A 14955-nucleotide genomic window follows, 5' to 3' on the forward strand; every position below is an offset into this window, starting at 1 on the left:
GGTCAGATCGGACGGGCAAGGTAGTATCTCATCACCATCTTGTACTTAACGTATTTTTAACATGGGGTTGATGTGCCAAAACGTAATCGTGTAACTAATGACAGTGGTCATAAAAAAATCCAAAAGCGCGCAATTCCGCTTCTCCTCAGCTGTATCACTACATTTCCTTTGTTCTCAGTTCAATCATCTGCAAACAGTGGCATTGATGTTTACCCGCCGAATTGGTGGGTTGGTATGCAAAACAGTAATGTAGAGTTGATGCTTTATGGTGAAGATGTTGCCGATGACACTGTTTCAATAGCGAAAGGCGATGTAAGAGTTAAGCATAGCCAAGCCCTTGATAGTGAGAACTATCTATTCGTAACGCTAGATACGTCGAATGTTAGTGCCCAGGAACTCGTTATCAGGCTTACTGACAGCGATGGTACGACCCGTGATTTCACTTACACGTTAGAAAAAAGAGCACAAGGCTCAGCGTCGCGCGAAGGCTTTGGGCCTCAAGATGCTATTTACCTTATTGCCCCCGACAGATATGCCAATGGTAATAAGGAAAATGATAATGTTAAGGGTTATGGCGATCCCGCAGACCGTTCATTCAAAGGTGGTCGCCACGGTGGTGACATTCAAGGTATTGTTGATAACCTCAACTACATTCAGGATATGGGCTTTACTCAAATATGGACAATGCCCATGCTCGAAAATGCCATGGATAAATACAGTTATCATGGCTATTCCACCACGGATTACTACAAAATAGACCCTCGATTTGGTTCTAATGACGATTTTATTGCGTTAAGTACTGAAGCTAAATCACAGGGTCTTGGCATTATAATGGATATGGTACTTAACCATATAGGCAGTAATCATTTATGGATGAAAGATACGCCGTCACACGACTGGATCAATAACAACGGTAAGTTTGTAGGGACAACCCACAAGCGTGAAGCTCTTCACGACCCTCACGCCATAGCAAGCGATATACAAGGGTTTAGCGATGGTTGGTTTGTGCCAACCATGCCGGACTTAAATCAGCGCAATCCGCATTTAGCGAACTACCTTATTCAAAACGCGATTTGGTGGGTTGAAAGCGCTGGGCTAAGTGGAATACGTGTGGATACGTACTCCTATCCTGATAAGGCGTTTTTGAGCCAATGGACAAACCGCATAATGGACGAGTACCCGAATTTCAATATAGTAGGGGAAGAGTGGTCAGTTAACCCCGCAATCACGGCATATTGGCAGGCGGGTAGCCACCGCCACGATGATTACGATAGCGCTCTACCATCGGTTATGGATTTCCCGCTTCAAGCCGCAGTCGTTGAAGCGTTGAGCAATGACGAAAGCTGGAATTCGGGCTTCATCTCTGTATACGAAACCTTAGCTACTGACTTTTTGTACGGCGACCCGAATAATTTGGTCATCTTTCCTGATAACCACGATATGAGCCGCATTTTTACTCAGCTCGGTCATGATAAAGACAAATGGAATATGGCTATGACGCTATTGCTCACTACGCGCGGTATTCCACAAGTTTTTTACGGTACAGAAATTTTGATGGGTAACGAAGGCAGTGAAGACCACGGTATTATTCGTTCTGACTTTCCAGGCGGGTGGCCTTCGGACAATGACAAAAACGCTTTTACTGGGCACGGTTTAACGGATGATGAGCGTTGGGCACAGCAGCGTGTGAAGGGGTTACTTCAACTGCGTAAATCACACCCTTTGCAGTTTAAAGGCCTGTTGAAGCATTTTGCACCGGAGAATGGGGTTTATACCTATATTCGAGAGGCAAATCTCGATTCAGCCAGTGGTGCAGATAAATCAAATACTAATCAGTCTGATAAAATATTGGTCATCTTAAATAAAAAGCCAGTGGACCTGCCTCTAAGCAAGTATGCAGAGGTGCTAAGCACACACCAGACGTTAACACGTGTTAGCGATGGGATAACTTTTAAGACAACGGATACCTTAAGCTTACCAGCAATGTCTGCTAGTGTTTTCATTGTGCAGTAATTGTATTAATTATAGTAAAACAATAAATAGAGCAAAGTATGCAAGCAACTCAACCACGCCTTTCTTTCTGGCAAATATGGAACGTCAGCTTTGGCTTTCTAGGTGTTCAATTCGGTTTTGCACTGCAAAACGCAAACGTAAGTCGGATCCTTTCAGACTTAGGGGCAGACCTTCACTCGCTATCACTATTTTGGCTAGTCGCGCCAATCATGGGATTAATCGTTCAACCAATTGTTGGCTCAGCATCTGATAGAACGTGGAATCGATTAGGTCGACGCCGCCCGTTCATCCTTGCTGGTGCAATCGCCGCAGTATTAGGTATGATCTTACTGCCAAATGCGCCGATATTTGTTGCCTTCTTGGCACCTATGGTAATGGGCGCGTTAATGGTTGCACTTATGGACGCGTCGTTTAACGTTTGTTTTCAGCCGTTTCGCTCATTGGTGTCAGACATGGTACCGCCGTCACAACGCAATGTTGGCTATTCGATTCAGTCGTTACTGATTAATATAGGCGCAGTTATCGGCTCAATACTGCCATTTGTACTTACCAATGTTATTGGCCTTGAAAATACGGCACAAATGGGTGAGGTTGCACCTTCTGTTGTTTGGGCTTTCTACATTGGGGCTACAGTACTGCTTGGTACGGTCATTTGGACGGTAGTTCGTACCAAAGAATACGCACCAGATGAATACAACCGCTATAAAGGGCTTACCGAAGAGCAGCCTGCAACTGAAAAAGCGCCTAAAGCACCGCTAGGACAACGCTTAAGTGAGTTTTTCACGTTAGTAAAAGATATGCCAAAGACGATGAAACAACTTGCTGTCGTGCAGTTTTTCTCGTGGTTTGCGCTCTTTATTATGTGGGTATATACCACACCTGCTATCACGCAACATATATGGAATGTAGATAAGCAGTGGTTTGACCCAGCTTATATTGCTGCAGCCCCGATGGTGCCTGAAACCATCATCATGGCCAAGGGAGCTGCTGGTGATTGGGTAGGGATTCTATTTGCTGCGTATTCGGTATTTGCTGCTATTTTTTCTATTTTCTTGGCAAAACTTGCTGACAAGTTTGGTCGCAAAACGGTTTACGCTTCGTCTTTAGCGCTAGGTGGCCTGAGCTACGTAAGCTTCTTGTTATTCCAAGACCTAACGATGATCAACGTAAACTTACTGATTACTGAAGTAACAGTACCTTTGGGCGCAGTGAAGCTGTTAATCCCTATGGTAGGCGTAGGTATTGCGTGGGCTGCTATTCTTGCTATGCCTTACGCTATGTTAGCTGGTGCGTTACCTGCAAATAAAACGGGTGTTTATATGGGTATCTTCAACTTTACTGTTGCCGCCCCTCAAATTGTATCGGGCCTAACTGCTGGTTGGATTCTAAGTTCTGTTTTCGACAACGACGCAAAGTACATTATCGTTGTTGCCGGAGTTTCTATGTTAATTGGTGCGGTTTCAGTTTTCTTCGTGAACGAGGCCGATAAGCAAGACATTGAAGAAGCGCAGGGAGCTTAATATGTCATTTAATCGTACAACAATCGCTTTAACGTTAGCTGGTTTATTTTGCTCAGCCTGCTCGAGTACATCTGTTCCTTCATCTAACGATACACAAGAAAACAGCCATGCTATCGTGGGTACCACTACGCCATTTGCTAGCGAAGCGGTGTACTTTGTTGTGACAGATCGTTTTGTAGACGGCGACCCTTCGAACAATTATGAAGAGCAGGGAGGCGATCACCCTACGTGGCAACTGCCTTTAGAAGGTCCTGAAGGTAAGAAAGCCTATGTGGGTTACATGGGCGGTGATTTACAGGGTATCTTAAACAACGCCGATTATATTAAAGAAATGGGGTTCACGGCAGTATGGATGACGCCTGTCCACGATAACCCGGACTATGCGTTTAATGGCGATGAACCCATTACTTATGGCGGTGCCTTTAAAGACGGTGGTAAAACGGGTTATCACGGCTATTGGGCAACGAATTTCTATAAAGCTGACGAGCATTTGGTTAGCGCCAATTTAAGCGTTAGTGACTATACGGCGAAAATGCGTCAGCATGGCCTCAAGTCCGTGTTTGATATTGTGGCAAATCATGGCACACCAAGCTTCACCATGGAGAAGGACTTACCTGGCTACGGGGAAATATATGACAGGGATGGAAATCTGGTTGCTGATCATCAAAACTTGGCGCCTGAAGAACTTGACCCTGAAAACAACCCACTTCATAGCTTTTTTCACAACTATCCAGATTTAGTTAAGCTTTCTAATCTAGATGACGAAAACCCCGCCGTACGCGATTATCTCATCAACAGCTATTTGTATTGGATTTCTCAAGGTGCTGATGCATTTAGAATAGATACAATCAGGCATGTGCCTCATGCGTTTTGGCGTGAAGCGTCAGATCGTATACGCGAACAAAACCCTGACTTTTTTATGTTTGGCGAAGCATTTGACTATGAGGCGAATAACATTGCCCAACATACGTTGCCGAAAAATGGGGGCGTCAGTGTATTAGACTTTCCTATGCAAAAGGCCATGGTGAATGTATTTGAAAAGCCGCTAGAGAGTGATTTTGCTGACTTAGAAACGGTGCTTCACCTTACGCACGGGCCATATAACAATCCATATGAATTAACTACGTTCTACGATAACCACGATATGGCGCGCATTAATGCCACTGATGAAGGCTTTATTAATGCGCATAATTGGTTGTTTACAGTAAGAGGCATTCCGGTTGTATACATGGGATCTGAAATTGGCTTCATGCGCGGTACGGCGGAACATGCTGGCAATCGTAACTATGTTGGCCAAGAGCGCCTAGACCAAGCCAAGACACATCCTATTCAACAGGCGCTTACAAAGATTGCCAACGTGCGTAAAAACACGGTAGCACTGCAGCGCGGTGTTCAAGTCAACGTTGAACTTGACGGTCATCAAGCGGCGTTTTATCGCGTTGTTGATACTGCAGAAACACAGCAGACTGCACTTGTATTACTTAATAAGGGTAATGCCGCACAATCTTTTGAGGTTAGTGACTTTATGCAATCGGGCGACTGGACGGAACAATTATCTGGAGAAACGCAAACGGTAGAACTCGGTGATGCGTTAACCGCAACGGTTAAGCCCAATGGCGTTCAGGTATGGGTGCGCGAAGGTCAAGTAAGTAACAGTGCATTACTTGCTCAAATTAAGCATCAGTTGGCCCGCCAATAAAAAACGTGTTTAGCGCACAATAAAAAAGCCCCGTGGTTGTTTAACGCCCGGGGCTTTTTTGTTAATCAGTGATTGCTTAATTTCTAGCGTGTAATTTGCGCACGCTTACTCACTGCCACATGACTGCCTAATAATAATATCCGCAGGCATTAAATAATCCTGGACGTCTTCGTTGTTAATGGCTTTTAATAAGGTGTTTACCAATAACTCGCCCGCCAGTTTGGTATTTTGCTGAACAGTGGTGAGCGAAGGCGTAGTGTAGGCTGAAACCGCAATATTGTCATAGCCAACCACGGCTACATCATCAGGCACATTCACTTTTGCCTGGCGCAGCGCTCTAAGCACGCCCATTGCAATAAGGTCTGATGCGCAGACAATTGCTTGGGGAAGTTCGCCACTTTGCAGCAATGATTTCACTGCTTCTGACCCCGCATCCTCAGTCGAAATAGCATTGCGTTGAACACTTGACTGATCAAGCCCATGAGATTGAAGTGTTTCAAAATAACCGTTAAAACGCGCTTTGAATTCAGGGGCGTGATCGCCGTTGTCGCCAATAAACGCAAAGGAAGTTTTACCCAAGCTAATTAAATGTGACGTTATGCTTTGGCCACCTTGATAGTTATCACAACCGATACTAACCCCTGGGTGGGCTTCATCTGGCGCACCCCAACGAACAAAGTGGGTGCCCTGCGATTCAAGTTGCGCGACTTTGTTTTGGTAATCAGTATAGTCGCCATATCCTAATAAAATAATGCCGTCAGCCTTATTTGAGTCTTCATATTCTGCGTGCCAGTCATCATCTAAATTTTGGAAGGACACAAGCAGATCATAGTTTGCTTGCGCACACGCGCGGGTAATACTGCCGAGCATCGCTAGGAAGAACGGATTAATCATCGAATCATCGGACGTAGGATCTTCAAACAAGAGTAGGGCAATTGTGCTGCTCTTTTGCTTTCTCAAGTTACTTGCGTTTTTATCCACTTTGTAATTGAGTTCCCGGGCAATACGCTGAACGCGATCTCTAGTTTCTTGATTAACTAGCGGGCTATTATTTAACGCTCGCGAAACCGTCGACTGCGAAACACCTGCCAAGTGGGCAATGTCAAAAGAGGTTGCTTTTTCTTTCATAAACACCATGATTTGCTGCTACGACCTTGTTGTCGCGAATTTAGATTACCATATTTTTATAATGACGCGCGCATTTTGAGACGGAGTCGCTCAAATGCCACGCAAAGTTACGATTTCGTTAGTGCTTATTTATATTTGGGAAGTCATAACGGCATTTAGTTTTAGAAGGTATTTGCAGATCGCTCTTAATTCAATCACTTGTCAGGCTTCTTTGAATAAAACATGGTTGAAGTAATTGCGAGAGTGTTATACTCAGCGAGATTTTGAAATATTACGTGCATAAGGGGAACAAGCGAATGGCCGAGACTGAACACCGTCCGACCAATTTTATCCGTCAGATTATTGATAAAGACCTGTCTAGTGGTCTACATGACGCAATTAAAACACGGTTTCCACCAGAGCCGAATGGCTTCTTACACATTGGCCACGCCAAGTCTATCTGCTTGAATTTTGGTATTGCTCAAGACTACACAGGTACGTGCAATTTACGCTTTGACGATACCAACCCTGCAAAAGAAGACATTACCTTCGTTAATTCAATTAAGGAAGATGTGCAATGGCTTGGATTTACGTGGGACGGAGAAGCGCGCTATTCATCGAATTACTTTGACCAACTACACGCATACGCCGTTGAACTTATTGAAAAAGGCTTAGCCTATGTAGATTTTTCAGCGCAAGACGTTATGCGCGAAATGCGCGGCACACTTAAAGAGCCTGGTCAAAATAGCCCTTATCGCGATACAGACGTTGAAACCAACCTCAGCGAGTTTGCCAAAATGACGGCAGGCGAATATAAAGAAGGTGAGTGTAGTCTGCGTGCGAAAATTGACATGGCATCGCCATTTATGTGTATGCGTGACCCGGTAATTTATCGTGTTAAGCATGCTCACCATCATCAAACTGGTGATAAATGGTGCGTGTATCCAATGTACGATTTTACACATTGTATCTCAGACGCCATTGAGGGAATAACGCACTCCCTGTGTACACTAGAGTTCCAGGATAACCGTCGTCTTTATGATTGGGTTATCGAAAACATTTCTATCGACTGCACGCCAAGACAGTATGAATTCTCACGTCTTAATTTAGAATATACGGTATTAAGCAAGCGTCGTCTTATTCAGTTAGTCGACGAAAACCATGTACATGGCTGGGACGACCCACGCATGCCTACCATTGCGGGTTTACGCCGTCGTGGCTACACACCGGGTTCAATCGTTGAGTTTTGTAAACGCATTGGTGTGACTAAGATGGACAACATGGTTGAAATGTCCATGCTAGAAGCGTGTATACGCGACGACCTAAATGCAAATGCTCCTCGCGCAATGGCCGTACTAGATCCAATAAAGCTCGTTATCGAAAATTATGAGGAAGGCCAGACAGAAACGCTTGTTGCGCCAAATCATCCTAACGATGAAAGTATGGGTACGCGTAACATCGGCTTCAGTCGCGAAGTGTATATAGAAGCAGAAGACTTCCGAGAGTCGGCGAACAAGAAGTTTAAGCGCTTAGTGCTTGATAAAGAAGTTCGTCTTCGCAACGCCTACGTGGTTAAAGCTAATCGCGTTGAAAAAGATGAGAATGGTAATGTAACAACCGTTTTTTGTACTTATGACGCGGATACTCTAGGTAAAGATCCGGCTGATGGCCGCAAAGTTAAAGGTGTTATTCATTGGGTAGATGCAGCAACAGCACAGGCAGCGGAGTTTAGGCTTTACGACCGCTTGTTTAACGTGCCTAACCCAGCAGCGGAAGAAAGCTTTACCGATGCGATTAACCCTGATTCGTTGGAAGTAAAACACGGTTGGGTAGAAGCCGGATTGGCAGACAATGTTCCTGAAGTAGGAGCATGGCAGTTTGAACGCACTGGCTACTTCTGTGTAGATAAAGACAGCACAGACGACAAGCCGGTCTTTAACCGCACTGTAGGTCTACGAGATACATGGGCCAAAATGGGCGAGTAGGCACTGGCCTTTAGCCATTTATGCGCTGTAAATAAAAAACCGCTTAAGTGCTGCTTAAGCGGTTTTTTTGTTTAATGGAACATTGCTTTCGTTAATTACTTTGGTTGGCAATCAAGTGACTGTCCGGTTGTTTCCTTACTGTCTTCGCCCATAAGATAAAGATACGTAGGCATAATATCTTCAGGTGTTTTTAGTGTATCAGGGTTTTCTGCTGGAAACGCTTGAGCGCGCATTTGTGTGCGGGTACCACCTGGATTAATACAGTTAAAGCGCAGTGACTTATTTCGATATTCATCAGCAAGGGTTTGCATAACGCCTTCTGTTGCGAATTTTGATACGGCGTACGTTCCCCAAAATGCGCGACCTTTTCTGCCTACGCTAGAGGTGGTGAAAATTACCGATGCACTTTCTGCCTTCTCTAGAGCGGGAATAAGCGCTTGTGTCATGAAAACCATGCCATTTAGGTTAATTTGCATCACGTCTTGCCATTCTTGCGCATCAATATCTTTAAATGCACTAAGGTGGCCTAAAATACTCGCATTGTGAAGAACACCATCTAATCGGCCAAACTGGTCAATAATGGTTTGCGTCATTTGCTGATAATGAGAGGGCGTTGCGCCTTTGATATCTAAAGGAACAATGGCGGGTTCTTGACCACCTGCTGCGACAATGTCGTCGTACACAGCTTCAAGTTTAGACACAGTGCGGCCCAATAAAATACAGATAGCGCCATGTGCAGCATACGTTTTTGCGGCTTGTGCACCAATTCCATCGCCAGCCCCGGTGATAAGAATAACTTTATCGCGCAATAAATCCGCTGGTGCGTTGTAATCGTTCATCATTTTCCTTCAAAAGGTTCATTTATATCGCAATGATTGGGGCCTGTAGACCCAATTAAGAATCAAACCCCAGATCATACTCAGCCTGACTCACAAGTAAAACAATGAATGAAAATTTCTTCAAACGTAAAAAAAGTTAACAAAAGTAGTTAACAAAACTTTGCAAAGTTGCAACAAAGTCAATAAGATTGAGGAAGATACAACTGGTCTAACATGTTTAAAACTATCATCTACGCCTGTAAAGACAGGGTAGACCAAGCTACTTTTAATAGAGTTAAGTTTTAGACACAGAATAACAACAATGCTTGTAGGGAGTAGAGATGAGAAAACTCGTATTAAGTTCCAGTGTGGCCCTTGCGCTGGGTCTAGCAGGCTGTGGTGGCTCCGATGAAACCCTTTCCGACATTCAGGCCGAAACAGAAGTCCAAACACCATTTTCACGAATCGTTTTTGACCCAGCTAATGGGAACTTAAACATTCCAAACGACCTTCTGATGCTTCCAGGCGATGATGGTTTCTTTGATTACACACTGAATATTCCGGTCGATGACCCTACAGATTTTGCTGACCCGCAAAATGCACTCAACGTGTTAGACGGTTGGTCAACTCAACACCCGTTTGTAATTAATGTAGAAACACCTGCCGGCGCATCGCTTGATGCAAGTACATTATCTTCTGGCGTGTTGCTTTTTGAAGCAACGTTAGGTCTTGACCAAAGTGATCCTGACTGTGCGCAGGTTACAACACCTTCTGCGGGTTGTAAGCTTGGCGATCAACTTACCTTTGGTGTTGATTACGTACTCAGCCTTGCTGATAGTAACACAATCACTTTTGTCCCTCTTAAGCCGCTAAAAGCAGCTCAGGGCTACATGTTAGTAATGACCACTGATTTGAAAGACTCTTCTGGCAAGTCGGTTCAGGGCTCAACTACGTGGGACTCAGTAAGACAAGACATCGACACTAATCCTCTATCAAGTGCAGCACAGCTTCAATTACAAGGCTTAGTTAATTCGTTAGTTAATCCAGTACTTGGTGCGGGTTTCGACCGTGAAGACATCACTTACGTATCAGCTTTCACCACACAGTCTATTGCCAACTCGCTTGATACCATCAAGAAGGTCATGATTAGCCGTTTTGCACAACTGGCTGCTGGCGGAGACCCGTCTGCTCCAACCGCACTACCTGCAATCACGGTAAGCGATGTATCTGCAGCGCCTAATGTCATGGAAGCACTTGGTCTTGTAAACGCTACTGTTGTAGCTGGCGCAGTAGAGCTGGGTAAACAAGGTCAACCTGATAACATTCAAGCAGCGATTGACGCTACTGATTTCAGCTTGTTAGAAACTTGTGCAGGACTTGCGGGTACGGCGTCAGGTCAACTTGCTGCGCAGTGGGGGGCGCTAAATGAATTTGCTGTTGGTGTTTCTACGGGCATTTTAGCGCAAGCCGGACCATTCTGTGCAGCTCAACGTTATGAAGGTAATATTGCATTGCCTTATTTCTTGGGTGTTCCAAGTGCAGAGAACCCACTTGCTCCAGTTAATGATTTCTGGAAGGCAGCTTGTGACAGCGGAATTGTTTTAGCTGGTGCTCCTCAAGAATTACTTGCAGACGCAGAGCCAGGTCCTAATGCAGCAATGTGTTCTTCACTAGGCCTTGCTGACGTTCGTATTAACGGCGAAATGTTAGATAGCGCAAGAAACATTACTAAATTCAACCCATATCCACAGCCTACTGGCGGAAACATGGGTAAAGAAACGTTAGACGTTCAGGTTACTATTCCTGACCCAGCAATTGCAGGTGCTTTAGGTTTTCCTATCAGCATGCCTGAAGCCGGTTGGCCAGTGGTTATTCTAGCGCACGGCATTACCAGCCAAAAAGAAGATATGCTTGCCATCACAGGTACTCTGTCTCTAGCAGGTATTGCGTCAGTAGCAATCGACCAACCATTACACGGTAGCCGCGGTTTTGACCTTAATGGCGACGGTACAGATGAACTGAATGCGACTACGGTTAGCGCAACTCACTATATGAACCTTGCCAGCTTGCCTACGGCTCGCGACAATCTACGCCAAAGCGTGTCAGATTTACTTGGTCTACGTTTAGGACTAAACGCAGTTGTCGATACCACAGCAGCGCAAAATGTTAAGTTTGATATGTCACGTGTATCGATTATGGGTGTGTCTCTAGGCGCTATCACTGGTGGGAATTTTGCTTCAGTGGCAAACACGTCGATGGGTGGCGATTTAGCAGCACTTGATGGCATGTTTGCTGTCAAGCAAGCTTCTCTTGAGTCTCCAGGGGGCGGTGTTGCTCAGTTCCTAATTGAGTCAGCCGCGTTTGGTCCTCTTATCAAAGGTCTGTTGCTGTCTCAGGCTTCTGAAGAGTTTGTTGCCTTGCTAAATCAACTGTATGAAACCACTGATGTGAGCGAAGAACAACTTCGCGCAGCGGTAGCGATTTTTGAAGAAAATCTTACTGCTGAGCAGGCTGCAGAAGTGAATGCTGTATTTGCTGAATTTGCATTCGCTGCACAAACGGTGATGGACGCTGGTGACCCTACTAACTACGCTCAGACACTGGGTAGCAATACGCCAGTTCATATGATGACGGTAGTGGGTGATGGCAGCGACGCGAACCTTCCGGATCAAGTTATTCCAATTTCAACAGCGTTACCATTGTCAGGTCAGCTTCCTCTGGCAGCGACCATTGGCTTAGAGCAAGTGACAACCACGCAAGGTCCTGGTACAGATCCAATTAGCGGAATTGTACAGTTCAATAGTGGTGCTCATGCTTCTAGCTTAAGCCCAGCGGCGAGCGCAGCGGTAACAACGGAAATGCAAAAAGAAGTGGCGGGTTATATTGCGTCTGACGCACTTGTACTGCCAATTTCTGATGAAAGTGTTGTAGCGAACTAGCCAAGGGTAGTTTGCTCCAATGGGCAGCGTTACAACTGCTTACATTTTATAGAAAAAAAAGCCGGCGTTATTGCCGGCTTTTTTGTAGAAAAATTATAATGTTGTTTGAATGTTTTCATTTGTTAATGTAGTGTGAATTCAGGTCGGATCAGTTTTACTTTTGCTGTAATTAACACCGCTTTGAAGACGCGTGCGGTAAGAGTGGTTGACCTTTTTCATTTATCATTAGGGAACATTTGAGATGATTGACAACACCTTTAACGCTAAACGGACGCTTATTGCGTTATCACTCACTGCACTTCTCGGTGCGTGCGGCGATAACGATAACGACTTTTCTAACGTAGAACAACCAGCGCCCACAACGCCTACGACACCCGAACCAACACCAGCACCAATTCCAGCATTTTCTCCTGACGGTACACTGTCCGCGGATGTTACCTGGACCACCTATGGCGTTCCGCATGTGAAAGCCGATAACCTAGAAAGTATGGCTTACGGTGTGGGTTATGCGTTTGCACGCGATAACCTTTGCGTATTGGCCGACCAGATTGTTAAGTATAACTCTGAGAGAGCTAAGTATTTTGGTCCAGATACTGTACCTGGTAGCGGTGATTCAGAGCACCTTATTAACGATTTCGGTTTTCTTACGCTAGGTATTAGAGAGTTAGCAGAAGAGAACTTACCTCGGTTGTCTGCTAATTCACGTGCAATGTTTCAAGGCTACACTGCTGGATACAACCAGTACTTAGCTGAAACTCCTGTAGAAGAACAAGATCAAAGCTGTGCTGGCCAACCATGGGTCACTGAAATTGATAGTGTGGATCTATTAACCTACTCATTAGGCGTGGCGCTATTACCTGGGGCCGCTAATTTCTTAGGACCTATGTTTATTGCAGCGCCTGAAGGTGAGAGTTATCTACCTACTCCAGCTGCGTCCTCAAGTGACGTTGCTTCTACATTTAAGATTTCACCAACGGTAGGTCTGCCTGAAAAAAATCCTCAAGAAATGGGCTCTAACGGTTGGGGGTTAGGCAGCGATAAAACGACCAATGGCAAAGGTATGGTTTTAGGCAATCCGCATTTTCCTCACACAGGAAACCTACGCTTTTGGAATTTCCATGCTCAAGTACCCGGACACTTGAATGTAACAGGTGGCTCGTTGATGGGATTGCCTGGTGCAGTAAATATCGGATTTAACGAAAACGTTGCATGGACACACACCTTCTCGACGGCTGAACATTTTGTTGTGTATCAGCTGACCCTCGACGAAAATGATGAATCTGGCCTTACCCATATGGTTGATGGCAACAGACGCACCATCTATGAAAAGCCACTTCAAATTGATGTCGCAGTGGGTGGAGGGCAAACCATTAAGCTTAATAAGACCGCGTATTACACCAACTACGGTCCAATGATTGAAGTGCCTGGTAACTTTGATTGGAATGGTAGTAATGCCTTTGCCATAAAAGACGCAAACCTGCCTAACTTCGATATCGTAGACCATTGGCTTGCCATGAATATGGCGACATCCATGGACGAGTTTAAGCAGGCGTTTAAAGATTACGACGGTGTTATTTTCAATAATACAATGGCTGCCTCTGATGATGGTCAAGTCTTCTACATTGACGATTCAACCGTGCCGAATCTAACCGAAACCGCAATTGAGCAACTAACGACTAACCCGTTACTTATTCAAACTAAAGCAGCTGCTGGCTTTACCGTATTACCGGGTAACATTTCGCAGTTTGATTTCGAAGGACCCGTTCCATACGAAGAAGCGCCTAAGTACGAGGGCACGGATTCAGTTCAAAACTCGAACGACAGCTATTGGTTAACGAATTTAAACTCACCAATTGTTGTAAGCAATCCGCTATTTGGTAGCGTGGAATATCAACAAACACTACGCTCAAGAATGGGTCAACAGTTTATTGAAAACGAAGCGGGAAGTGACGGAACCTTTACGCCAGACGAAGTGGAAGGCTTACTGTTTAATAACAGAAGTTATTTAGCAGAGAATATTTTGCCTTCATTGCTTTCGCTATGCGCCGCGCAAGGTTCAACACCTGTAGATGTAGACGGAACTAGCGTTGATGTTTCACAAGCCTGTGCTGCGTTGGAGGATTGGGATGGCACCATGAACCTTACAAGTACTGGTGCACACGTGTTTAGAGAGTTTGCATTCCAGTTTAACCAAGCGCCACAGTGGGAGACGCCGTTTTCACTAGAATCACCAGTCACTACGCCTTCTGGCTTGATGCAAAATGACGTTACTCTTGAACAATTGGCAAGAGCAACTCAAGTTATTGAGCAAGCTGGTGTCGCATTTGACGCGCCGCTAGGGGAGGTTCAGTTTGTTGAGCGAAGCCTGCCAGATGGCACGGCGTCTGGTATCAAACTACCATGGGCTGGTGCACACAATATTGAAGGTGGCTTTAACGTGTTTGACGTTATAAGCAACAGGAACGGTACGTTGCTTCCACGTCATAACTACGAGCCTGTGAATAGTAACACCATAATGAGTGCAGAAGCTGAAGGCTACCATATTAACTATGGCACCAGTTGGGCTATGGTTATTAACTTCACTGATGAAGGCCCCAAGGGAAGGGGTATTCTGACCTACTCACAATCTCGCAAGTATGGCAGTGAACACTTCTTAGACCAAACTCAGCTTTATTCTACGCAGCCTACGCTAAGAGATATCTTCTTTACTGACGAGGAAATAGAGGCTAACAAGATAGAGCAAGTTACCCTATCGTCAGAATAAGATGAGACTGGTATTATAACGTAATTAGCAAAGCGGCGTTGCTTTTCACAAAGCAAGGCCGCTATTTACGTTGTGGGTAAACAACGACGCTTACCCGTTTTATTTTACTA

General features: G+C 45.0%; 8 protein-coding genes. 6 read left to right on the forward strand and 2 right to left on the reverse strand.

Annotation, left to right across the window (positions count from 1 at the left end; translation table 11 throughout):
• The first annotated feature begins 72 nt into the window (after positions 1–72).
• Genes MHN02_RS13590 through MHN02_RS13600 form a run of 3 tightly spaced genes read left to right on the forward strand, consistent with a single transcriptional unit; the run spans position 73 to position 5232 of the window.
• Entirely contained in the window at positions 73–2013 is a 1941-nt protein-coding gene (locus MHN02_RS13590; protein WP_171337069.1) for a glycoside hydrolase family 13 protein, read from the forward strand.
• A 38-nt stretch (positions 2014–2051) separates the two neighbouring features.
• Positions 2052–3533, forward strand: coding sequence for an MFS transporter (locus MHN02_RS13595; RefSeq protein WP_171337068.1), 1482 nt, complete (start codon positions 2052–2054; stop codon positions 3531–3533).
• 1 nt (position 3534) lies between these two features.
• Complete coding sequence (locus tag MHN02_RS13600; RefSeq protein ID WP_171337067.1) at positions 3535–5232, forward strand: alpha-amylase family glycosyl hydrolase; 1698 nt, start codon at positions 3535–3537, stop codon at positions 5230–5232.
• Positions 5233–5337: 105 nt separating this feature from the next.
• On the opposite strand, the gene MHN02_RS13605 is transcribed toward MHN02_RS13600, so the two are convergent.
• Positions 5338–6360 (reverse strand): LacI family DNA-binding transcriptional regulator, encoded by a 1023-nt coding sequence (locus MHN02_RS13605; protein ID WP_014979291.1) that lies wholly within the window; start codon positions 6358–6360, stop codon positions 5338–5340.
• A gap of 296 nt (positions 6361–6656) precedes the next feature.
• Between MHN02_RS13605 and glnS the strand changes: the two genes are divergently transcribed.
• On the forward strand, positions 6657–8324 hold the full coding sequence (gene glnS, locus MHN02_RS13610) for a glutamine--tRNA ligase (RefSeq protein ID WP_171337066.1): 1668 nt from the start codon (positions 6657–6659) through the stop codon (positions 8322–8324).
• 95 nt (positions 8325–8419) lie between these two features.
• Here the strand turns inward: glnS and MHN02_RS13615 are convergent, their stop codons facing one another.
• Complete coding sequence (locus tag MHN02_RS13615; protein ID WP_014949464.1) at positions 8420–9163, reverse strand: YciK family oxidoreductase; 744 nt, start codon at positions 9161–9163, stop codon at positions 8420–8422.
• A gap of 320 nt (positions 9164–9483) precedes the next feature.
• Here MHN02_RS13615 and MHN02_RS13620 point away from each other — a divergent pair, with 320 nt between their 5' ends.
• Complete coding sequence (locus tag MHN02_RS13620; protein WP_171337065.1) at positions 9484–12081, forward strand: VolA/Pla-1 family phospholipase; 2598 nt, start codon at positions 9484–9486, stop codon at positions 12079–12081.
• Positions 12082–12322: 241 nt separating this feature from the next.
• Complete coding sequence (locus MHN02_RS13625) at positions 12323–14845, forward strand: acylase (protein WP_171337064.1); 2523 nt, start codon at positions 12323–12325, stop codon at positions 14843–14845.
• Positions 14846–14955: the final 110 nt, after the last annotated feature.

It is taken from the genome of Alteromonas sp. CNT1-28, from assembly GCF_022348345.1.
Lineage (GTDB): Bacteria > Pseudomonadota > Gammaproteobacteria > Enterobacterales > Alteromonadaceae > Alteromonas > Alteromonas macleodii.

Coding starts and splice junctions, on each gene's coding strand:
- MHN02_RS13595 (WP_171337068.1), top strand. CDS start 2,052: ATGCAAGCAACTCAACCACGCCTTTCTTTCTGGCAAATATGGAACGTC.
- MHN02_RS13600 (WP_171337067.1), top strand. CDS start 3,535: ATGTCATTTAATCGTACAACAATCGCTTTAACGTTAGCTGGTTTATTT.
- MHN02_RS13605 (WP_014979291.1), bottom strand. CDS start 6,360: ATGAAAGAAAAAGCAACCTCTTTTGACATTGCCCACTTGGCAGGTGTT.
- glnS (WP_171337066.1), top strand. CDS start 6,657: ATGGCCGAGACTGAACACCGTCCGACCAATTTTATCCGTCAGATTATT.
- MHN02_RS13615 (WP_014949464.1), bottom strand. CDS start 9,163: ATGAACGATTACAACGCACCAGCGGATTTATTGCGCGATAAAGTTATT.
- MHN02_RS13620 (WP_171337065.1), top strand. CDS start 9,484: ATGAGAAAACTCGTATTAAGTTCCAGTGTGGCCCTTGCGCTGGGTCTA.
- MHN02_RS13625 (WP_171337064.1), top strand. CDS start 12,323: ATGATTGACAACACCTTTAACGCTAAACGGACGCTTATTGCGTTATCA.